Below are 21,934 nucleotides of genomic sequence, written 5' to 3'. Positions count from 1 at the left end.
GTGGAAACGATCGCGCTGCGCATCGGTCGATGGCGCCGCCTTCGTTATCGCAATCGCGATCCGATGAAGGCTTGCATCGCATCCGGGAAGATCGCCGCATGAACCTGCGCGAACACGCCGTACTGATGGCCGCCTACAACCGCTGGATGAACGCGCAGGTCTACGCCGCCGCCGCGCGCTTGCCGGACGCGGCGATCGCCGAAGACCGCGGCGCGTTCTTCGGCTCCATTCTCGGCACACTCAACCATCTGCTGATCGCCGATACGATCTGGTTGCATCGTTTCGCGACGCATCCGGCGGGTTTCGCCGCGCTGGAACCGATGCGGACGACGGCGCCGCCGCGCGATCTGCGCGCGACCGCGCATGCGGATCTGCCGTCGCTGCGGGCCGCGCGCGAGCAACTCGACGGCGTCATCGATGCCTGGGTCGACGAGCTGAGCGAGGCCGATCTGGATCACGTGCTCGCTTACGCCAACACCAAGGGCGTCGCGTCGCGGCGTCGCTTCGGCAGCCTGGTGATGCACTTCTTCAATCACCAGACCCATCACCGCGGTCAGGTCAGCACCTTGTTGACCCAGGCCGGGGTGGATGTCGGGGTGACCGATCTGCTGATGTTGATTCCCACGCTGGATATCGACTGAGCGATCGTCGCGGTGGGTCGTGGCCGATCGCGTCGGCCGTTATTGCAGGCAGGCCTCGCGGATCGCCTGTACCTCGCGTCCCACTTCGCTGCCGTCGGGCCGCGCGTCGTTGATCGCGCGCAGCAGGCCGTCGAGCTTGGCGCGCGCCTGACCGCGCTCGCCGCCGGCGCAGCGCGCCTGCGCGGCGTAGGCCTGCGCGCGCCAGCCGAGCTTGCGCAGTTCTTCGTCGGTGGTCGGCAGGCCCGACAGCGAATCGAGTTGCGCCAGCGCGGCGGCATCGCCGGCCTGGGCCTGGACATGAGCCAGATCGAGTTCGACCTGGCGGGTGCGCGGATGGCGGTCGCCGTAATGCTTGCGGGTGAGGGTCAGCGCATTGCTCAGGCGACTCAGGCCGCGCTTGCGTTCGCCCAGGGCGATATCGACATCGCCGAGCAGGCGATCGGTATCGCCGACCACGCCGCTGTCGGCGCCGAAGTGCTGCGCGCGCAGGCGGCGGCTTTGCTCGAGCAAGGGCATCGCCTGCGCATCGCGTCCGGCCGCGTGCAGCACCAGCGCCTGGTTGAACAGCAGGTCGGCCAGCACGTCCGCCGCCGGTTGCTTGCGCGCGACCGCGACCGCGCGATCGAGCTCGGCCAAGGCCCGCTCCAGATCGCCGCGTTCCCAGGCGATGATGCCCAGCGCGCTGTAAGTGCTGGCCAGCTGCGGATTGCCGGTGCCGAGCCGCTGCGTGAGCAGGCCGCGGATCAGTTCGAACTCGCTCTGCGCCTGGGCGAACTGGCCTTGATCGACATGCAGGCCGGCCAGCTGGCGGCGCACCGCGAGGGTGGCCGGATGCTGCGCGCCGTTGACTTCCAGGGCGATGGCCAGCGCGTCGCGGGCATCGCGTTCGGCGTCGTTGACCTGACCGAGTTCGCGCCGCAACGCGGCCAGGCTGCGGCCGATCTCGACCTGCAGCGGATGGCGGTCGCCGACGCTCTGCTGCAGGCGGCGACGTGCCTGTTCGAAGCCTTGCAGCGCTTCGCGGCTTTGCCCGGCATCGGCCTGCAGGCTGGCCAGGTCCATCAGGTTCTCGACTTCGCCGACGTCGGTGTTCTCCTGCATTTCGCGGCGCACCGCCAGCGAACGCTCGAACAGCTGGCGCGCGCCCTGGCGTTCGCCGTTGGCGCGCCGGCAGCGGCCGAGTTCGGAATAGAACTCGCTCGATTGCAGCGGCAACTGCGCCTGTTCGCGACGGGCCAGCATCAATTCGGGTTGCATCAGCGCGGCGCAGTCGCGCGGCTGGTTGAGCAGGCGCAGCACCTTGCCGCGCTGGGTCAGCGACTGCAGGCGCAGGCTGTCGGGGATGTCGTCGGTGGAGGCCATGATCGTGGCCTGACGCTCGAGCAAGGCGCGCGCTTCGCCGTAGTCGCCCAGGCCGGTGCGCATGCGCGCGATCACCCCGAACAGTTCGGCGCGCGCGCGCGGCTGGCGCGCGAGTTCGCGATTGCCGCGCGCGACCGAGGCGTCGAGCAGGCCGCGCAGATCCAGCGCTTCGCCCTCGGGCGTGCCGCGCGCGCTTTCGAACAGGCCGACCATGAAATCCTGCATCGCCTGCGCGCGCGCCGCTTCGCCGACCGCTTCGCGCGCCTGCCAGGCGACGATGCCCAGCGCGGCGCTGAGCACCACCGCGACCAGCGCCGCGGTCGCCAGCGCCCAGCGATGCCGCGCGACGTATTTGTTGAAGCGATAGCGCAGGCTCTGCGCGCGCGCCAGCACCGGGCGGCCGGATTCGAACCGCTGCAAGTCCAGCGACAACGCTTCGACCGACGGATAACGTTGCTCGGGGCGCTTGGCCAGGGTCTTGAGCACGATGTTGTCGAGATCGCCGGCGAGCTGACGGCCGAGCCGGCGCAGTGAGACCGGGTCGATGTCGGCATCGTCGTTGTCGGCGTAACGCAGCACCGCCTGCGAAGGGCGCAGCGGATCGGCGGCGAGGATCGCCTCTTCCCATTCGGCGTCGGTCTGGCGCTTGAGACGATAGGGTTTGGAATCGGTCAGCAGTTCGTACAGCACCACGCCGAGCGAATACACGTCGGTCATGGTCGTTACCGGTTCGCCGCGCACCTGCTCGGGCGCGGCGTAGTGCAGGGTGAACGCGCGCGCGCCGGTGCGGGTCTGCTCGGGCAAGGGCACGTCGCTGCTGTCGAGCAGTTTGGCGATGCCGAAGTCGAGCAGGCGCACGTCGCCGGCCGGCGTGACCATGATGTTGGACGGCTTGAGGTCGCGGTGGACGATCAGGTTGGCGTGAGCGTGACTGACCGCGTCGCAGATCTGCTGGAACATGCGCAGGCGCTTGTCCAGCGGCGTGCGCTGATTGCGGCAGTAATCGGTGATCGGTTCGCCTTCGACGTATTCCAGGGCGAGATACGGCAGGCCTTCGCGGGTCACGCCGGCGTCGAGCAGTCGCGCGATGTGCGGATGGGCGAGGCGGGCGAGGATCTGGCGTTCGCGGGTGAAGCGGGTGCGCAGGTTGGTGTCGGCCAGGCCCGGACGCAGCAGCTTCAACGCGACCCGGCGCTGATACAGACCGTCGGCGCGCGAGGCCAGCCAGACCTGGCCCATGCCGCCTTCGCCGAGCAGGCTTTCCAGGCGATAGGTGCCGACCTCGACGCCGGGCCGCATGCCGACGTTCTGCGGCGGCACCAGCGGTTCGGCGAGAAAGTCTTCGTGGCCTTCCTCCAGGCCGATCAGTTCGCTCAGTTCGTCGGCCAGCGCGGGATCGTCGGCGCGCAGTTCGCGCAGGCGTTCGGCGCGCGCGCCCGGTTCGAGCTCGAGCAAGGCGTCGAGCAGCGGAGACAGGCGTTGCCAGCGCTCGGCGTCCATGCGCGATCAGGCCGGTGCGCGCAGCGCGGCGGAAAAATGCGTGGCGGCGCGGCCGGCGATGAAATGGGCGGCGGCGTGCATGGCGATGCGCATGACGGAAGGGCGCGCGGCGCGAATCATCGGCGCGACCGCGGCCGTCAGCGGTTGGGCTCGTCCTGCAGCGAGGCCAGCAGGAACAAGCGGGCCTTCTGCCAGTCGCGGCGGATGCTGCGTTCGGAGCGTTGCAGCAGCGCTGCGATTTCCAGTTCCGACAGGCCGGCGAAATAGCGCAGTTCGACCACCTGGGCCAGACGTTGATCGACTTGGGCGAGCTTGGTCAGCGCGGTGTCCAGGCCGAGCGTGTCTTCGTCCAGGCGCAGGCCGCCTTCGACGTCTTCGGGCAATTCGGTGACCCGGTGCAGGTCGCCGCCGCGCTTTTGCGCGAGCCGTTGACGCGCGTAATCGACCACCACGCTGCGCATGGCCGAAGCGGCATAAGCGAAGAAGTGCGCGCGATCGTCGAACTGCGCCTCGCGGCGGCCGACCAGCTTGAGATAGGCCTCGTGCACCAGCGCGGTCGCGTCCAAGGTCTGCCCGTGCTGGCCGGCCAACTGGCGCCGGGCCATGGTGTGCAGTTCCTGGTACAGCGTCGCCAGCACGCGATCGAGCGCGCCGCGATCGCCCTCGCGGGCGGCATCCAGCAGGATGGTGATGTCAGCGCTATCGGCCATATGCCCCTCGACTCCTTGCGACTATAGCGCGTTCATCTTCCCTTGGTAGCGACAGGCTTGGCACCAATCGCACCTGCGCCGGCTGGATTTTGGCAGTGTCGCCTGGAAATCCCAGGCGCAGAAAATACCCCGTCACGCTAACGCACGTGCTCGCATTCGGATGACAGGCCGGTTGGGCGGCATCGGCGGGAGTGGCGGTCGCCGCTGGATCGACACGGCGAGATCGCACGCGGCAGGCAAGCGCGCCGGGCTGGACGACGCCCGCGCCAGCCACGTTGGTTTACGAACACCATGGCCGCGCCCGCGCCAACGGGCGCATCCATGCCCCGCCGCGCGCGCCCGCGGTTTCGAATCGACGCGAAGTCAGCGGCCGCGCCGCCATGCGATCAACGCTGGCAGTGCCCGCACCACACCGTCGTGCGCTGGCCGATGCTGGCCTGCTTGAGCGGCCGGCCGCAGCGCGGGCAGGGTTCGCCGCCGCGTCCGTAGGCGGCCAGTTCCTGTTCGAAATAGCCCGGCGCGCCGTCGGGGCTGATGAAGTCGCGCAAGGTCGTGCCGCCGCGCTGGATCGCGTAGCCCAGGATGGTCTTGATCGATTCGGCGAGCTGTACGTAACGCTCGCGCGCGACCTTGCCGGCGGCGCGCAACGGCGACACGCCGGCGGCGAACAGCGCTTCGGCGGCATAAATGTTGCCGACGCCGACCACGACTTTCTGATCCATCAAAAATGTCTTGACCGGCGCCTTGCGGCCGCGGCTGAGTTCGAACAGATAGTCGCCGTCGAAGTCGTCCGACAAGGGCTCGGGGCCGAGATCGCGCAGCAACTCGTGGGTTTCGCCCGGCGCTTGCCACAGCAGGCAGCCGAAGCGGCGCGGGTCGTTGAAGCGCAGCACGTGATCGGAATCGAGCAGCAGGTCGACGTGGTCGTGCGCGCGCACCGGCGTGTCGGCCGGCAACACCCGCAGGCTGCCGGACATGCCCAGATGCAGCAGCGCGCTGCCGGCGGCGGTGTCGAGCAACAGGTACTTGGCGCGGCGGCGCACCGCGTCGATGCGCTGGCCGGGCAGGGTGTCCTCGATCGCCAGCGGGATCGGCCAGCGCAGGTCGGGCCGGCGCAGGATCGCGGTGACCACGCGGCGGCCTTCCAGGTGCGGGGCGAGTCCGCGTCGGGTGGTTTCGACTTCAGGTAATTCAGGCATGTGCCCAGCGTACTATCCCGGTCAAGGCCCCGCGCCGTCCGCGGCGGGCCGCCATTCTGGGAGTCCGTGCGATGCCGCAGGCGAGCGAATCCGAGGAGGCCGCCAGCGGGGCGCGATCCGGGCCGCGTTCGGGGCCGGACTCCGGGCGCGATTCCGCGAACGCACCGCGCCGCGCCGCGGCGGGCGCCAGCGACGATCCGGCCGCGGCCACCGACGCAGCGCCACGCCCGCCCGGCCTGCGCCTGCGAGCTTTCGCCACCCACGAACTCGATCAGGCCCTGGATGCGCTGGGTTGGCGCGGCAGCCGCATTCACGCCGGCGTCCATCTGGCGCGCAAGAACCTGCGCCGCGCGCGCGCGACCCTGGCCTTGGGCGGGCCGGCGCTCGGGCCGGGCGCGGCCTTGATCGATCGCGAACTGCGCAAGCTCAACGACGGCCTTTCGGCCCTGCGCGATGCGCATGCCCTGGTCGAAACCTTCGATCGCCTGCTGCGTCATCACAACGACACCGAGGTTCGCGCACTGCTCGCGCGCACGCGCCGCCGCGCCGCGACCGCGCGCGCGCAGGCCGCGCGCGAGGCGCGCCTCGACGATCCGGACCTGGGCGCGCGCCGCTCGCTGTTGCGGGTGCTGCGCGCCGGCCTGCGCGCCTTGCCCTGGGCCGGGCTGGAGCCCGAGCACTGGCGCGAAGCGGTCGTGGTCAGCCTGGCCCGGGTCGCGCGCGCGGCCGAAAACGCGCGCCGCAGCGGCGACGACGAGGACTGGCACGGCTGGCGCCGTCGCGCGCGGCGCCTGTCGCAACAGCAGCGCGCCTTGAAGACGGCCAAGCTCGGCCGCGACGCGCCGAAGTTCGACAAGCACCAGATCGAACGCCTCGGCGAGGCGCAGGACCTGAATCTGCTGCTGGATCACTGCGGCAAGCGCTCGCTGTTCGGCAAGCAGGATCGGACGGCGCTGCGGCGGTTCGCCCAGGCCGAACTGGCGCGTTCGCGGGTGCGAATCGCCGGCGGCGGGGGCGGGGGCGCGGACTGAGGCTGGCTTCGTGGCAGCAGGGGATTCGACCCCGCCGGGACGCAGTTCCGGGCACCGCTGGAAGCCCCTCAAGCCGCCCCGATCACCCTGAACCGCTCAGCCGTGCCCGCTGCGCGCCGGCTTGCCCGTTGGAATCCACGACCCCATCACAAACGCCTGGGCAGCAGCCGCAGCCGTACCGGCGCGAACGGTGGGCGAGAGGTGGCATGATCGCCTGCACAACTGTCTTTTAATTGGTTCAAGCTGTCCGCTGCTGGCCCCGTCGGTTCCACCGTCGGCCGCCGGCCCTCGCCGCTCCCGGAGTCCGCAATGCCCGCGTTCCTGATCGATTTCCTCGCCGGTGGCCTGATCCAGGCCAGCTTCTGGGAACTGGCCGTCTATTTCCTGGTGGTGACCCAGCTCACGATCATGTCGGTCACCTTGTACCTGCACCGCTCGATGGCGCACCGCTCGGTCGACTTCCATCCGGCGCTGGCGCACGTGTTCCGCTTCTGGACCTGGCTGACCACCTCGATGATCACCAAGGAGTGGGCGGCGATCCATCGCAAGCACCACGCCAAGTGCGAGACCGAGGAAGACCCGCACAGCCCGCAGTTCAAGGGCATCGACACGGTGATGTGGCGCGGCGTTGAGCTCTACCGCGAAGCGCGCGCCGAGCGCGACGACATCGAGAAGTACGGCAAGGGCTGCCCGGACGACTGGATCGAACGCAAGCTCTACACCCCGCACGCGACCCTGGGCCCGGTGCTGCTGCTGGCGCTGAGCTTCGTCCTGTTCGGCTTCGCCGGCGTGGCGATCTGGGCGCTGCAGATGCTGTGGATCCCGTTCTGGGCCGCCGGCGTGGTCAACGGCCTGGGCCATTGGTGGGGCTATCGCAATTTCGAGACCACCGACACCGCGACCAACCTGACCCCGTGGGGTTTCTGGATCGGCGGCGAAGAACTGCACAACAACCATCACGCCTTCCCGAGTTCGGCCAAGTTCGCCCTGCGCAAGTGGGAATTCGACATCGGCTGGACCGTGATCCGCGGCCTGAGCGCGTTGCGTCTGGCCAAGGTGCTGCGCGTCGCGCCGTCGCTGGACGTGCGTCCGAACATCGCCATGCCCGACGGCGAAACGCTCAAGGCGCTGCTGGCGATCCGCTTCCAGGCCATGACCGACTACTACCGCAACGTCACCCTGCCGGCGCTGCGCGAGGAAGCCGGCCATGCCGGCGACCGCATGCGTTCGCTGCCGCGGCGTCTGCGCAAGGGCCTGGCCGACGGCGGCCGCTGGCTCGACGGCGATGCGCGCGCGCGACTGCAGCACTGGATCGACGAGCGTCCGCGCATGGCCACCGTGGCCGATTTCCGCCAGCGCCTGGCGCAGGTGCTCGACGACCGTTCGCACGACGCCCAGGCCACCCTGGCGCGCTTGCACGCGTGGTGCGTGGAAGCCGAAGCCAGCGGCATCCAGGCGCTGCAGCAGTTCTCGGCGCGGCTCAAGGGCTACGCGCTGGCGCCGGCGCGGCACTGAGCGCGGCGACAAGCCGCAAGCGAAAACCCGCGCAGCGATGCGCGGGTTTTTTGTTGCCCATGACAACGATGGCGCGCGCGCATGCACGCGATCGACCGCCGTACCCACTTGCCCACGTCGAGCGGCGGCCTCACCCTTCGCCTCAGGTCTTCCACGGTCCCGCGTTCATGCCGTATCGCCCGCTCGTCTTCGTCCTGTGCCTGCTGCCCGCCGCGGTCGCGGCCCAGGTCACTTCCACCGGCGACTACCTCTCGCGCATGGACGCCGACGGCGACGGCAAGATTTCGCTGATCGAGTACCAGGACTGGTTGAGTTACGCCTTCGACGCGATGGACGCCAATCACGACGGCGTGCTTGATGCGGGCGAGCAGCCGCCCGGCAGGCGCGGTCACCTCGCGCTGACCCGCGAGCAGCATCGAGCGACCCTGGCCGAGCGGTTCGGCAAGCAGGATCGCAATCGCGACGGCTGGCTCGACGCGCGCGAACTCGCCTCGCCGCCGCAATGACCGCGATCGCGTCGCATCCGCCGTGCATCACGGCGATGCGCGCGAATCGAGCGTATCGGCGTATTTCTCCGCACCCGGTCGCAATGCCCGGATCGCGCAATTGCCGCGTTCGTGCGTCGCGTGGTACCTAGTCGGGATGGACTATGCATTGCCCCGCGGCGAACTCGACACCTTGTTCGCCGGCCCCCAATCGGTCACCTGCGAACAACGCCGCGAACTGGTCGATGCGATCGTCGAGCAATTGCGCGAGCAGCACGGCGAGCGCCTGCTCGCGGTCGCGCTGTACGGTTCGACCGCCCGCGACGACGACGGCCCGTATTCGGACGTGGAGCTGTGGGCGGTGCTCGACGACGGCGCGTTCGGCATCGATTTCGATCAATCGCTGGAATGGGTGCATGGCCGCGGCAAGGCCGAGGTCAATCTGTATTCGCGCACCGCGGTCGAGGACTATGCCCGCAGCGTCGAGGAAGACTGGGCGCTCAGTCATGGCCAGTTCGTGCATGCGCGCGCGCTGTGGATCGCGCCCGATCACGGCACCCTGGTCGAAACCCTGCGCGCGCTGGCCGCGCACCCCGAGGACGACGCGGTCAACCGCGCGCTGTCGGAACTCGTGGTCGGCGAGCTGTACGAATTGATCGGCAAGCTGCGCAACCGTTTCGCGCGCAAGCCGCTGACCCTGCTGGCCGCCGAGTTCGCCCAGCATCTGGCCTGTCTGATCGGCCTGGCCGAGCGGCATGTGTTCGTGTCGGCCGGGACGATGTTCGGCGAAGCCGCGGACCTGCCTGGGCCGGACGGCGCGACGGCCTTGTTCAAGCAAGTCGATCGGGGCGAGCTGAGCGACGATATCGCGGTGAGCGCGGCGATCGAGCGCGCCTGGGCCGGGATCGAAGCCTGGGCCGGCGAGGTGTCGCTCGACGACGCGCTGCGTCGCCGTTGCGTGGCCGGGTTGCGCTGACCGACGGATCTGGACGGATGCGGCGACGATCATGCAGGGCCGGGCCGGCCCTGCGGCCGCCGCGCGATGCGAGCGCGGCCTAGTCTGGCGGCAACTGCGGATACGCAGGCGGCCCGGCGTCGGCCTGCGTCACGAACTCGAGGACGCGCCAGCGCGCGATCACCTGGTTGCCGCGGAAGAACGGTTTAGGGTCGTCGAGGCGGGCGAGACTGGCGGTGGATTGGCGCGCGAACCACTCCACGAACGCGCCGCGCTCGTCGAACACCCGCAGCGCCGGCTCATCGGGCCGGCCGTCGTAGATTTCCGCATAGCAAAACCGGCCGTCCCGCCAGTGCAGGCCCATGCCGCAGTAATCGCGATGGCCATAAGCCAGCACCCAACCGGCTTGCAGGCCGCTGGCGACACGCTCGGCCAGATCGCGGCCGAACGGTTCGACGTCCGCGGCGAGCTCTTGCTGCTGTTCGAGCCTGAATAACTCCTCCGGCAAGGGCGGTCGGGTCATGGACTTCTCGTGGGTGCGGGGGCGGTCGGACGGATGCTTGCAACGGGGCCGAGCGCTGTCAACGCGGCGAGGCCGAGCGTGTAGTGTGCGAACCAGATTCCCGCGCAACGGCGCACCCACCCATGCGGCTGCGACTACACCCTTGGCTCAACGAGGCCCGCATCGCCGCCGCGCGCGGCGGCGGATGGCGGCGCAATCGCGGCGCGATCGCGTTGTTGGCTTTGTCGATCCTGTTGCCATTGGGCCTGCGCCTGTCCGGCAGCGAAGCGGCGATGCTGCCGGCCGCGGTGCCGCGCTTGATCGCGCAGCTGCCGTTGCCGTTCGCGCTGCTCGCGCTCGCGCTGGCTTATGCGCTCGCGCGCGGCCGCTTGATCGCGCTGGATGAGCGGCTGCGCCACGGTTGGTGGGCGGCCGCGCCGATCGCACCGGCCGCCACCACCGGCACCCTGATCGTGCTCGCGTTCGCGGCGACCGTGCTGGCGATGCTGGTCGCCGCCGTGGTGCTGATCGCGTTCGGCGGCGAGGCGGCGCAGGTGCGCAGCGCGTGCTGGATCGTCGCCGGCGGGCTCGGCATCGGCGCGTCGTTGGGTTTGATCTCGGCCTTGCGCCATCGCCGCCATCCGCGTCATCGCTTGCGCGAAGGCGCGCGCCAGCCGCTGTTCGGCCTGCGCTGGCTCGACGATGCACGTCTGCCGCATCTGAGCGACTGGCAACGCCGCGAAGCCTTGCTGCGCTGGCGCCGCGGCGGGCATGCGTGGATGGTCGGTGCGGTGCTGGCGGCGCTGCCGAGTTCGACCGCGATCGCCGCCGGTCTGGGCGTGTTGCTGATCGCCGTCGCGATCGCCTGGTTCAGCCTGGTCGTACAGAGCTGCGTCGCCGCGACCGTCGCCGCCGATCGCTTGCTCGCCAGCACGCCGCGCGCGCCGCGCGCCTTCGCCGCCGCGGCATGGCGCTATCCTGCGTTCGCCTTCGTCTGCGCGATGGCGCTGATGCTGATCGGCGGGGCGCTGCTGTCGTTGAACTGGCGCGCCGCGCCGGTGTTGCTGGCGATCGTGCTGCTACTGTCGCTGCCGGCGCTGTCCGGCTTGCGTCGCGTGCATCGGCCGGTGTCGCCGCGATGAGCTTCATTCTTGAACTCGACTCGTTGCAGCATCGCTACGACGAACACGCCGTGCTGCACGGCATCGACCTGCGCCTGCGCGGCGGCGAATTCGTCGCCCTGATCGGGCCGAACGGTTCGGGCAAGACCACCTTGCTGCATTGCCTGGCTGGCATCCAGCGGCCCAGCGCCGGTCGCGTGCTGATCGGCGGCCACGACATCGTGCGCGAGCCGCTGGCCGCGCGTCGGCAACTGGGTTTCGCGGTCGATCCGGCGCGCTTGCCGCCGTTGTTGAGCGGACGCGAATGCCTGCGCCTGTTCGCCGGCGCGCGCGGCGCGGGCGAGATCCCCGCCGCCACTCTGGCCCTGGCCGAGACCCTGGGCTGCAGCGCGATGCTCGATCGCCGCATCGGCCAGTACTCGCTGGGCACGCGGCAGAAACTCGCGATCCTGCTGGGCTTGCTCGACGAACCGCCGTTGCTGGTGCTGGACGAACCGCTCAACGGGCTCGACCCGCTGAGCGCATATGCGCTCAAGCATCACCTGCAACGGCTCGCCGCCGAACGCGGCGTCGCGGTGTTGTTGGCGACCCATTCGCTGGATGTCGCCGAACGTTTCATCAATCGCGCGGTGCTGTTGATGGACGGGCGTTTGCGCCGGGAATGGGCGAGCGATGAGCTTGATGCGATTCGCGCCGATCCGTCGCGGTCGTTGGAGCAATCGATGGTTGACGCTCTGGCCGATCCCGAACCGCCGCGCTGATCGAAACCCGACTGTAGGAGCGGCGCGAGCCGCGACCGAGGGGTTGCCGGTTGCGTCGTGTGTGCGATGTCGCGGTCGCGGCTCGCGCCGCTCCTACAGTGTGCAAGCCGTGATTGCGACTGTGCTTTTGCTGTTCCCCCCTTTGGAAAAGGGGGTAGGGGGATTCGCTTTGGCTTTGGCTTTGGCTTCGGCTTCGGCTTCGGTTGTTGGTGTTGCCACTGCTTTGGATAGATAAAGCTAAAAAGCAAAAGCGAATCCCCCCTGCCCCCCTTTTCCAAAGGGGGGAACAGCAACAGCAACAGCAAGAGCAAGAGCAAGAGCAAGAGCAGGGACAGCAGCAGCTACTGCGACTCTTACTCAATCGCTCAACCGCACAACCTATGCACAGCCATCGCCGGAAATACCACGCCGACGAGGCGACACAGTCCGAAAACGCCACCCCCACCGGCACCTGCTACCATCCGCCCCGTTCGCAGAAGAGTGGCGCCGGCCCCGCGGCCGATGCCCGCCGAAGGCGCAGGCTCCCATAATCGCTCAGGCTCGGCCGTTCGGCCGAAACACTGCGGACACCATCGCCGATCTGGAGAGAGGCCGCCACGCGGCCCACCGAAGGGGCAAGCGGTCCGACGCGAGGCGCCGGGCCGCCCAAACTCTCAGGTAAAAGGACAGCGGGAGCGGCGCCGTGGCCTTCGTCGTTCGACGATGCCGCGCAAACTCACGAGTGCATGCACGATGCGCGGCCCATGGCGGCGCGTCGTCGCTTCGCGCGCGCCGCCGCGGTCGGTGGTCGCATGCGGGCATCGCAGTGCATGTGGGTTCGCGCCGTACGGCCGCGGTTCTTCCGCATCGTCCGACGGAGCACCGCCATGTTGTTGCAGATCATCTACCTCCTCGCCATCAGCGCCGAAGCCATGACCGGCGCCTTGTCCGCCGGGAGGCGGCGCATGGACCTGTTCGGCGTGGTCATCATCGCCTGCGTCACCGCGCTCGGCGGCGGCTCGCTGCGCGACATCGTGCTCGGTCACTACCCGCTGGGCTGGGTGCGTCATCCCGAATACCTGGGCTACACCGTCGGCGCGGCGATCGCGGCCACGTTTCTGGCCAAGAAACTGCACTACCTGCGCCGCACGTTTTTGTGGCTGGACGCGCTCGGCCTGATCGCATTTACCCTGATCGGCTGCGCGGTGGCGCGCGAGGCCGGCCATCAACCCCCGATCGTGGTGATCGCCGGCATGCTGACCGGCGCCTTCGGCGGCGTGCTGCGCGATGTGCTGTGCAACGAGATTCCGCTGGTGTTCCAGCGCGAGCTGTACGCGGTGATCTCGCTGCTGACCGGCGTGGCCTATCTGCTGCTGTTGCGCATGGGCGTGGCCGAAAACCTAAGCGTGCTGCTGTGCCTCGGCGGCGGTTTCGCGCTGCGGCTGCTGGCGATCCGTTACGAGTGGGAAATGCCGAAGTTCGTTTATCAGTGATCGCGCCGACTGCGCGGTTGGAGCGGCGCGAAGACGACAGGCGCGATGCAGACGTTGCCGCTTAAACCGGGTTTAATTCACTCCGGCCCGGTGAATCCGCGAGCACCTGCGCGACCCGTTCGCGCAGCAGCGGCACCAGTTCGCGTTCGAACCACGCATTGCGCTTGAGCCACAGATTGTTGCGCGGGCTCGGGTGCGGCAGCGCGACCAGTGTGGGCCAGGTGTCGCGCCACGCCTGCACGGCCTGGGTCAACGAAGCGCCCGCATCGGGCAGGTGATAGGCCTGCGCGTACTGGCCCACGACCAGGGTCAATTGCAGATGATTCAAGCGCGACATCAGGCGCGCGCGCCAGGTCGGCGCGCATTCCGGCCGCGGCGGCAGATCGCCGGCGCGGCCGGTGCCGGGAAAGCAGAACCCCATCGGCAGGATCGCGACCCGGTCGGCGTCGTAGAACTGCTCGCGCGACAGCCCCAGCCATGCGCGCAGACGTTCGCCGCTGGCATCGTCGAACGGGATGCCGCTTTCGTGGACCTTGCGTCCCGGTGCCTGCCCGGCGATCAGGATCCGCGCGCTCGCGCCCACCTGCACCACCGGCCGCGGCCCGTGCGGCAGGTGCGCTTCGCAGCGGGTGCAGGCGCGCACCTCGTCCAGCAGGGTCGGCAGGGAGGACATGCCGCGATGCTAGGGCCTGCCGGGAACGGCGTCGATAGGCGCCCGAACGCGCGACGCCAAGGTAGCGTCGGCATCGTGCGTTCAGGCGGCGACGGACCGGCTCAGCGCAGGCAGCGGATGCCTTGCGCGCCGCGGGTGCAAATTTCCTTGCGTTGATCGCCGTCCGTATCGCCGATCATCAACGGCAGCGCGTAAGCCGGTTTGCCGTAACCATTGGCGCCGGTCATCCATCGGTTGTCGACATGATGGTAGGCGCTGAACCGGGTGCCATCGGAAAATGCGCACGCAACCCCGGTGGTGTACTGCCCACAAAGGTCGGCCCTGCCGTCGTTGTTGATATCGGCCAAGGACAGCGTCTGGAAGTACACGCGCTCGTCGCCCGATGCCGCCGGAATGTTCCATTGTTCCTGGTCGGCGAAGGCGCTGCTCCACCAGGTGGGCGCGGAAAACGCGCTGCCTTGCGACAGCGAGCAGATGATGCCGTAGCTTGCTCGACCGCATAAATCGGCGCGGCCGTCGCCGTTGACATCGCCCAGGCGCAGCGTTGCGGCGTACTCGCGGTGATTCCACGCGTTGGCGTCGTCAAATCCACCGGTGAGCCAACGCTGCGCCGCTGAGAACGAAGTGCCGTTGAACAACTGGCAAACGATTCCGGTGGCGTCCCGTCCGCATACGTCGGGGCGATGGTCGCCGTCTATATCGCCCATCTGGATCGATGCATACATGGACTCGCTCGCGCCCCAGCCGGCGGCATCGGAGAACACCGTGCCGGTGGTCCAGGTCACCGTTGCGGCGAAGGCGTTGCCGAGCGAGCGCATGCAATAGATTCCCGCGGCTCCACGCACGCAGAAATCCGCGCGGCCGTCGTTGTCCATATCGACCAGTTGCGCGGTCGCCGAATATTTCGCCTCGGACCAGCCTTGATTGTCTGGAAGATCGCGCCATTTAGCGCTCGTGCGGGTTCTGCCGTCGATGCAGTAGATGCCGTCCACCCGCTTCCCGCAGACGTCGGGGACGCCGTCGCCGTCGACGTCGCCCATACGGATCGAGCGATAATGACCGGCGACCTGGTCGGTGCCGGAGGCGTCGGAGAACTGGGTCGAATAAGTGTCGATAGTCAATCGGTTATCGGTCCCGACCATGCCGGGAATGGCATCGAGCGAGGTGAAAACGTATTTGGTATCCGGATCGCTCTTGATCAGTTCGATCAGTCGCCTGGTCAGTCGGAACGAGTAATCGCTGCCCACCGCGTTGGGGCTGCGATCGTGCATTTGCACGATGCCGCTCTTGGCGACGCCGCCGCGCATGCTGCGCGAGTAGCTGTTGTGTGTCGGATCGGTGCCGTAAATTCTTTCAGCGCAGGTTTCCGGACTCAAGATCGGGTTGTTGTAGTTGGTGTCGTTGCAAGGCCAATCCGCGCCCAGGTAGTCGTAGAGAATCGGGCCGGCGATGTCTTTCAGTGCCGGCTCATTGCGCAGCAAGTCGTAGGGGGCTTGACCCCAATTGTTGGACGGCGCCCGAAAAAAGGAATAGCCATCGCGTTGATAGGGGGCGATCAGCGACTGAGTCAAAAGCACGTCTTGCCTTATCTTGGCCGGTCCCAGCGAATTGAAGTTGCTATTGAGCGCGTAGTGCAACTCGGTATGGTTTCCGATCTGTTGGTCGGCCGAGACGAGTTGTTCCAGTGTGCTCAAGGGGTACTGCTTGAGCTGCGAACACGGTTCGCCCGCGCCGCGTCCGATGAACCGGCAACCGTTGACGAAGAACGTGGCGCGGATGTTGCGTCCTTGCAGGTAGCGTGCCATCGCGACGCTGTGCTCATCCATGCCGTCATCGTAGGTGAAAACGATGTAGCCCTTCGGCAGGTTGTCGCCGATCACCTGAGGCAAGGTCAATCCCGGTTGTCCGCTCGGGTATTCGGCGGTAAATCCGTCGCGATTGACCGCCGACGCGACGGATGCCGCGGAGGCCGCGATGAGCAGGGAGATCGCTTGCGCACCGGCGCGGATCGTTGTCGCGGTCGGATGAGAGTCGCGGCGGGGCCGTATCGAAAATCGCATCGTGCCGGTCCTTTTGTCTGATTACAGTCATCTGCGGTGGGAGAATTACCATGTTTAATTCTCGTGCGCAGGGTGCTGCGAAAGACGAGTGGTTCGGGACGTGGCGATATATATAAAAACAATGCCGGCAGAGCGCCGGCATTGTTTTTTTTTGACGCGTATTTAGTGTGAGGCTTTACTCAGTGATATCGCGATCCTTGGTTTCCGGCAGGAACAGCGCGCCGATCACCACGGTCATCGCCGCGACGATGATCGGATACCACAGGCCGCTGTAGATATCGCCGGTGGCGGCGACGATGGCGAAGGCGGTGAACGGCAGGAAGCCGCCGAACCAGCCGTTGCCGATGTGGTACGGCAGCGACATCGAGGTGTAGCGGATGCGGGTCGGGAACAGTTCGACCAGCCACGCCGCGATCGGGCCGTAGACCATGGTCACCAACAGCACCAGGAAGGTCAGCAGCACGATCACCATCGGCTTGTTGATCTGCGCCGGATCGGCCTTGGCCGGGTAGCCGGCGGTGGTCAATGCCGCGCTGAGTTCCTTGCCGAACGCTTCGGACTGCGCCTTGAACGTCGCGCTGTCGAGCGCTTCGCCCTCGAAGCTGTTCAAGCTCGCGCCGCCGATGCTCACCGTCGCCAGACTGCCGGCCGGGCCGGCCGCGTTGATGTAGGGGATGCCCTTCTTGGCCAACGCCGACTTGATCACGTCGCACGACTGCTTGAACGCGGCCTTGCCGACCGGATCGAACTGGAACGCGCAGCGGTCCGGATCGGCGGTGACGGTGACCGGCGAGGCGGCGACCGCGGCTTCCAGCGCCGGGTTGACGTTGTGGGTGAGCGCCTTGAACACCGGGAAGTAGGTGAACACCGCGATCAGGCAGCCGGCCAGCACGATCTTCTTGCGGCCGATCTTGTCCGACAGCCAGCCGAACAGGATGAACCCGCCGGTGGCCAGCGCAAGCGCGATCGCGATCAGGATGTCGGCCTGGTTCGGATCCATGCCGAGGGTCTTGGTCAGGAAGAACAGCGAGTAGAACTGGCCGCCGTACCACACCACCGCCTGGCCCGCCGTCGCGCCGAGCAGGGCGAGCAACGCGATCTTGCCGTTCCTGGAGAAGAAGCTCTCGGTGATCGGCGCCTTGGAGGTCTTGCCCTCGGCCTTCATCTGCTGGAACAGCGGCGATTCGGCCAGCTGCATGCGGATCCACACCGACACGCCGAGCAGGATCACCGAGAACCAGAACGGGATGCGCCAGCCCCAGGCTTCGAAGTCGTCCTTGCCCAGCCAGTTGCGGCAGGCCCAGATCACCAGCAGCGACAGGAACAGGCCGATGGTCGCGGTGGTCTGGATGAAGCTGGTGTACAGACCGCGCTTGCCGTTGGGCGCGTGCTCGGCGACATAGGTCGCCGCGCCGCCGTACTCGCCGCCGAGCGCGAGGCCCTGCAGCAAGCGCAACACGATCAGGATCACCGGCGCGGCGATGCCCATGGTGGCGTAACTGGGCAGGATACCGACCAGGAAGGTCGACAGGCCCATCAGCACGATGGTGATCAGGAAGGTGTATTTGCGTCCGATCATGTCGCCGAGCCGGCCGAACACCAGCGCGCCGAACGGACGCACCGCGAAGCCGGCGGCGAACGCGAGCAGGGCGAAGATGAACTGGCTGGTCTCGTTGAGGCCGCCGAAGAACTGCTTGCCGATGATGACCGCGAGCGAGCCGTACAGATAGAAGTCGTACCACTCGAACACGGTGCCGAGGCTTGAGGCGAAAATGACTTTCTTATGACCCTTGGTCAGCGGCGCGGTGGACGGCGGCGCGTTTGCGGCGGTGCTGGACATGTCTGTTCCCCCGAACAGTGAGAAGGAGCGGGCTTGGGGCCCGCCGGGGTTTTGTGTGTCAGAAACGGTAATCGCTAAAAAAGTGTTTGGTCACGGGCTGCGGACCCTTCCGACCGTCATTCCCGCGAAGGCGGGAATCCAGAGACTTCAGCGCCATCCTTCAAGAACGTCATTCCCGCGAAAGCGGGAATCCAGCGACTTCAAACGTTCTCGCACGAAAGGCACTGGATTCCCGCCTTCGCGGGAATGACGGTAGGAGAGGACGCCGCGACCGGAAAGCATCAGAAGCTGTACTTCACATGCGTCTGCAAACGATTGATCTCGCCCTTGTCGCCGGTTTCGAGCTCGCGCTGGCCCCAGATGTACTCCGCGCCCACGTCGAGCTTCGGAATCGGGGTGTAGATCAGGTTGATGTGCGCCGACTGCGCCGAGTGGGTGATGCCGGTGCCGGTCAACGCGGTGTCCTGGTCGTACTGCGCGCGCGAATAGAACAGGTTGCCGCGCAGCTTCGGGGTGAACACGTGGCGCCAGCCGACGAAGCCGGAGACGACGTCGATGTTGTCCAGATCGCCGTTCGCGTCGAGCACCGCGTCGTTGTTGAGCGCCAGGCCGATGTAGCGGCCGATGCCGCTGCCGGCGGTGACCATGTAACGCAGGTCGTCCTTGGCGCCGAGGTTCCACTTGCCCGAAACGCTCAGGCCGTAACCGGTGTTGCTGTCGTTGATCTTGCCGGTCTGGTACTTGAGCTGCCGCGCCAATGCGCCGACGCTGAAATGACCCCAGTCGCCCTTGGCGGTGTAGCGCGCGGTGACGTCGGGGACCGCGCCGTCGTCGCCTTGGACCTGGGCCATGTTGCCGCGGAACGGCGTGTACACCGTCTCCGGGTTTTCGATCGAGAACGACCACGGCCCGCTGGTGTAGCGCAACTGCGCCTGACGCACGAACACCGTGCCCTCGGTGGGGCCGAGGAAGTCGACCGTGTCCGGCAGCGCCGCGGTGTCCTGGAAGTTCGACCAGGTCTGGCCGGCCAGCCACTTGTTCCAGCTCACGTAGGCCTGGCGCAAGGTCAGCGCATAGGTGTTGGTGGCGATCTCGTTGCCGGTGAACGCGGTGGTGCCGCCGCCGAACAGATCGAATTCGAGATAGCCCTTGATCTTGTCGCCGCTGTCCAGATCGGTGTCGGTGGCGAACCAGAAGCGCGAGAAGTTCGCGCCCATGTCGGTGTCGGCGCTGCCCTCGCGATTGCCGCCGCCGCCGACCGGAATCGCCTTGGGCACGTAGAACAGGCGACCGACCGAACCGTCGGCGATGTCGCCGTCGTTGGTCGAGGTGACCGAGGCGTCGAGCTTGATGAAGCCGCCGTAGCTGAAACGCGTGCCGGGATTCGCGCCCGGGTTGATCGGCGCGGTCTGCAGGCTCGGCTTGCCCGGCGCGGCGGCCGCGGCGACCGGCGCGCTGGCTTGCGCGGCCTTGACCTCGGTGACCTGGGTCTGGACTTGCTGCTGTTGCGACACCAGTTGCTGGACCATGCGTTCCAGATCGGCGACGCGCGCTTCGAGTTCTTTTTCCTTCGCCGTTTGCGCGAAGGCGAGTCCCGGCAGGGCCAGTGCGACCAGCAAGGCCGCGGCCAGCGGCCGCCGTCGGATCGTTGTGCGCGGCGCGGCGTTGCGTGTCATCACGCGAGTGACAGTCATGATTCCCCTCCCGAAGAATGCCGCCCGAACGGTGCGGCCGCGGCCAGCCTGCGCGCGGCCTGAGTGGGTCACCATTCGCCATTGGTCGTAAAAAGTGCACCTGTATGCGCGGTTTACGACCAAGGTCTATGGGGCTGGGAATCGGGAATGGGGAATCGGGAATCGCCCAGGCGACCTTGCCTGCGCTGATTCCCGATTCCCCATTCGCGGCCGTTAGACCAAGGTCTAAACAGGCACCTCAGCGGCGCTTGCTGCGTTGCGGCACACTTGAGGGCCGAGAGTCGCGATTGGCGATCTGCCACGGCATCATCGTCGCCAGGCACTCCAATCCGCCATCTCCGAATCCCGAATATTCGCAGGAGCCCCCAATGAGTCACCCCGCCAGCGTCTATCCCGTCGACGAGGCCTTCGCCGCTCAGTCGCGTTATCGGCGCGAGGATTACCAACGCCTGTACGCCGAATCGATCAGCGATCCCGAAGGGTTCTGGGGCCGCGTCGCGCAACGGCTGGAGTGGTTCAAGGCGCCGACCAAGATCAAGAACGTCAGCTACGACCTGCGCGATTTCCGCATCAAGTGGTACGAGGACGGCGAGCTCAACGCCAGCGTCAATTGCCTGGACCGGCACCTGGCCACGCGCGGCGACAAGACCGCGCTGTTGTTCGAGCACGACGATCCGAACCTGCCGGCCGAGCCCATCAGCTACCGCGAGCTGCATGCGCGCGTATGCCGGCTGGCCAATGCGCTGCGCAACCTCGGAGTCAAGAAGGGCGACCGCATCACCATCTACCTGCCGATGATTCCCGAAGCGGTGGTCGCGATGCTGGCCTGCGCGCGGGTCGGCGCGATCCACTCGGTGGTGTTCGGCGGGTTCGCGCCCAATTCGATCGCCGACCGCATCGCCGACTGCACCAGCAAGCTGGTCATCACCGCCGACGAAGGCCTGCGCGGCGGCAAGAAGATCGCGCTCAAGGCCAATGTCGATGCGGCGCTGAAACTTCCGGGCACCAACTCGGTCGAAACCGTGCTGGTGGTGCGCCACACCGGCGCCGCGGTCGACATGCAGATGCCGCGCGACCGCTGGTACGACGCGGTGATCGAAGGCCAGCCCGACACCTGCGAACCCGAGCGCATGAATGCGGAAGACCCGTTGTTCATCCTCTACACCTCCGGCAGCACCGGCAAGCCCAAGGGCGTGCTGCACACCACCGGCGGCTATCTGACCTACGCCGCGTTCACCCACGAAGCGGTGTTCGACCTGCGCGAGGACGACATCTACTGGTGCACCGCCGACGTCGGCTGGGTCACCGGCCACAGCTACATCGTCTACGGCCCGCTCGCCAACGGCGCGACCGCGCTGGTGTTCGAAGGCGTGCCGAACTATCCGGACGTGTCGCGGTTCTGGAACGTGATCGACAAGCACCAGGTCACGATCTTCTACACCGCGCCGACCGCGATCCGCGCGCTGATGCGCGACGGCGACGAGCCGGTCAAGAAGACCTCGCGTTCCTCGCTGCGCCTGCTCGGCACGGTCGGCGAGCCGATCAATCCCGAAGCCTGGCGCTGGTATTACGAAGTCGTGGGCGATTCGCGTTGCCCGATCGTCGACACCTGGTGGCAGACCGAGACCGGCGGCATCCTGATCAGCCCGCTCGCGGGCGCGATCGACCTCAAGCCCGGTTCGGCGACCCAGCCGTTCTTCGGCGTGCAGCCGGCGCTGGTCGACGCCAACGGCGGCGAGCTGGAAGGCGAGGCCGAAGGCAATCTGGTGTTGAAGGATTCCTGGCCGGGGCAGATGCGCACGGTCTATGGCGATCATCCGCGTTTCATCGAGACTTATTTCAAGACGTATCCGGGCAGCTACTTCACCGGCGACGGCTGCCGTCGCGACGCGGATGGGTATTACTGGATCACCGGTCGCGTCGACGACGTGATCAACGTCAGCGGCCATCGCATCGGCACCGCCGAGGTCGAGAGCGCGCTGGTCTCGCATCCGAAGGTGGCCGAAGCGGCGGTGGTCGGGTTCCCGCACGACCTCAAGGGCCAGGGCATCTACGCCTACGTGACCCTGATCGCCGGCGAAGCGCCGGGCGAAGAGCTGCGCAAGGAACTGGTGGCCTGGGTGCGCAAGGAAATCGGCCCGATCGCCACGCCCGACCATCTGCAATGGGCACCGGGCTTGCCGAAGACCCGTTCGGGCAAGATCATGCGCCGCATCCTGCGCAAGATCGCCGAGAACGCGCCGGATCAGCTGGGCGATACCAGCACGCTGGCCGATCCGTCGGTGGTGGATAGTTTGGTTAATGAGCGGCTTGGGAAGTGAGAGGACGTGGGGGCTTGCGGTAAGAGCAAATCCCCCCTGGCCCCCCTTTTTCAAAGGGGGGACTCGAAATGATGCTTGCCGGATGTCTGGGC

At 67.4% G+C, this 21,934-nt stretch carries 17 protein-coding genes and 1 riboswitch; of the genes, 9 read left to right on the top strand and 8 right to left on the bottom strand.

Annotated elements, in window-relative coordinates:
- Nucleotides 1-98: 98 nt before the first annotated feature.
- A complete protein-coding gene (locus IEQ11_RS23870) occupies nt 99-641 on the top strand; it encodes a DinB family protein (RefSeq protein WP_191823700.1) in 543 nt (180 codons plus the stop codon).
- A gap of 39 nt (nt 642-680) precedes the next feature.
- Here IEQ11_RS23870 and IEQ11_RS23865 read toward each other — a convergent pair whose 3' ends face one another.
- The 3 genes from IEQ11_RS23865 to mutM all read right to left on the bottom strand — a co-directional run bounded on the left by IEQ11_RS23865 (nt 681) and on the right by mutM (nt 5,412).
- The gene (locus IEQ11_RS23865) at nt 681-3,503 is read right to left on the bottom strand and encodes a serine/threonine-protein kinase (RefSeq protein WP_191823701.1); all 2,823 of its coding nucleotides are present in this window, start codon (nt 3,501-3,503) and stop codon (nt 681-683) included.
- Between the two features lie 137 nt (nt 3,504-3,640).
- Nucleotides 3,641-4,213, bottom strand: a complete 573-nt coding sequence (locus tag IEQ11_RS23860) for an ECF-type sigma factor (protein WP_036107887.1) — start codon at nt 4,211-4,213, stop codon at nt 3,641-3,643.
- Between the two features lie 386 nt (nt 4,214-4,599).
- Nucleotides 4,600-5,412 carry a bifunctional DNA-formamidopyrimidine glycosylase/DNA-(apurinic or apyrimidinic site) lyase gene (gene mutM / locus IEQ11_RS23855; RefSeq protein ID WP_036107890.1) on the bottom strand — a complete coding sequence of 271 codons (813 nt, stop codon included), beginning with the start codon at nt 5,410-5,412 and terminating at the stop codon, nt 4,600-4,602.
- Nucleotides 5,413-5,483: 71 nt separating this feature from the next.
- Here mutM and IEQ11_RS23850 point away from each other — a divergent pair, with 71 nt between their 5' ends.
- The 4 genes from IEQ11_RS23850 to IEQ11_RS23835 all read left to right on the top strand — a co-directional run bounded on the left by IEQ11_RS23850 (nt 5,484) and on the right by IEQ11_RS23835 (nt 9,419).
- Complete coding sequence (locus tag IEQ11_RS23850) at nt 5,484-6,443, top strand: CHAD domain-containing protein (RefSeq protein ID WP_191823702.1); 960 nt, start codon at nt 5,484-5,486, stop codon at nt 6,441-6,443.
- A gap of 309 nt (nt 6,444-6,752) precedes the next feature.
- Nucleotides 6,753-7,958 (top strand): DesA family fatty acid desaturase, encoded by a 1,206-nt coding sequence (locus tag IEQ11_RS23845; protein ID WP_191823703.1) that lies wholly within the window; start codon nt 6,753-6,755, stop codon nt 7,956-7,958.
- Between the two features lie 167 nt (nt 7,959-8,125).
- Nucleotides 8,126-8,464: an EF-hand domain-containing protein gene (locus IEQ11_RS23840; protein WP_096417102.1), complete on the top strand. Its 339-nt coding sequence runs from the start codon at nt 8,126-8,128 to the stop codon at nt 8,462-8,464.
- A 148-nt stretch (nt 8,465-8,612) separates the two neighbouring features.
- On the top strand, nt 8,613-9,419 hold the full coding sequence (locus tag IEQ11_RS23835; RefSeq protein ID WP_191823704.1) for a kanamycin nucleotidyltransferase C-terminal domain-containing protein: 807 nt from the start codon (nt 8,613-8,615) through the stop codon (nt 9,417-9,419).
- Between the two features lie 79 nt (nt 9,420-9,498).
- Here the strand turns inward: IEQ11_RS23835 and IEQ11_RS23830 are convergent, their stop codons facing one another.
- Nucleotides 9,499-9,921: a hypothetical protein gene (locus IEQ11_RS23830; RefSeq protein WP_191823705.1), complete on the bottom strand. Its 423-nt coding sequence runs from the start codon at nt 9,919-9,921 to the stop codon at nt 9,499-9,501.
- A gap of 122 nt (nt 9,922-10,043) precedes the next feature.
- Here IEQ11_RS23830 and IEQ11_RS23825 point away from each other — a divergent pair, with 122 nt between their 5' ends.
- The 3 genes from IEQ11_RS23825 (at nt 10,044) to IEQ11_RS23815 (ending at nt 13,254) form a co-directional block, all read left to right on the top strand.
- Nucleotides 10,044-11,042, top strand: coding sequence for a hypothetical protein (locus IEQ11_RS23825; protein WP_191823706.1), 999 nt, complete (start codon nt 10,044-10,046; stop codon nt 11,040-11,042).
- The gene (locus IEQ11_RS23820; RefSeq protein ID WP_191823707.1) at nt 11,039-11,782 is read left to right on the top strand and encodes an ABC transporter ATP-binding protein; all 744 of its coding nucleotides are present in this window, start codon (nt 11,039-11,041) and stop codon (nt 11,780-11,782) included. The genes IEQ11_RS23825 and IEQ11_RS23820 overlap by 4 nt, the downstream gene beginning before the upstream one ends.
- A 570-nt stretch (nt 11,783-12,352) precedes the next feature.
- A riboswitch (glycine riboswitch) is annotated at nt 12,353-12,459 on the top strand.
- 189 nt (nt 12,460-12,648) lie between these two features.
- Nucleotides 12,649-13,254: a trimeric intracellular cation channel family protein gene (locus IEQ11_RS23815; RefSeq protein ID WP_191822022.1), complete on the top strand. Its 606-nt coding sequence runs from the start codon at nt 12,649-12,651 to the stop codon at nt 13,252-13,254.
- Nucleotides 13,255-13,315: 61 nt separating this feature from the next.
- Here the strand turns inward: IEQ11_RS23815 and IEQ11_RS23810 are convergent, their stop codons facing one another.
- From IEQ11_RS23810 to IEQ11_RS23795, 4 genes are all read right to left on the bottom strand, one after another.
- Nucleotides 13,316-13,927 (bottom strand): uracil-DNA glycosylase family protein, encoded by a 612-nt coding sequence (locus tag IEQ11_RS23810; RefSeq protein ID WP_191822021.1) that lies wholly within the window; start codon nt 13,925-13,927, stop codon nt 13,316-13,318.
- Nucleotides 13,928-14,028: 101 nt separating this feature from the next.
- A complete protein-coding gene (locus IEQ11_RS23805; RefSeq protein ID WP_191822020.1) occupies nt 14,029-15,987 on the bottom strand; it encodes an FG-GAP-like repeat-containing protein in 1,959 nt (652 codons plus the stop codon).
- A gap of 175 nt (nt 15,988-16,162) precedes the next feature.
- Nucleotides 16,163-17,827: an MFS transporter gene (locus IEQ11_RS23800; RefSeq protein ID WP_191822019.1), complete on the bottom strand. Its 1,665-nt coding sequence runs from the start codon at nt 17,825-17,827 to the stop codon at nt 16,163-16,165.
- A 281-nt stretch (nt 17,828-18,108) separates the two neighbouring features.
- A complete protein-coding gene (locus IEQ11_RS23795; protein ID WP_228464661.1) occupies nt 18,109-19,521 on the bottom strand; it encodes a DcaP family trimeric outer membrane transporter in 1,413 nt (470 codons plus the stop codon).
- A gap of 368 nt (nt 19,522-19,889) precedes the next feature.
- On the opposite strand from IEQ11_RS23795, the gene acs reads away from it, so the two are divergent.
- Nucleotides 19,890-21,842, top strand: coding sequence for an acetate--CoA ligase (acs, locus tag IEQ11_RS23790; protein WP_191822018.1), 1,953 nt, complete (start codon nt 19,890-19,892; stop codon nt 21,840-21,842).
- Nucleotides 21,843-21,934 lie beyond the last annotated feature (92 nt).

The organism is Lysobacter capsici, assembly GCF_014779555.2.
GTDB classification, from domain to species: domain Bacteria; phylum Pseudomonadota; class Gammaproteobacteria; order Xanthomonadales; family Xanthomonadaceae; genus Lysobacter; species Lysobacter capsici.
The sequence above is the reverse complement of the archived record's forward strand: the minus strand, read 5'-3'. Positions and strand labels throughout refer to the sequence as shown.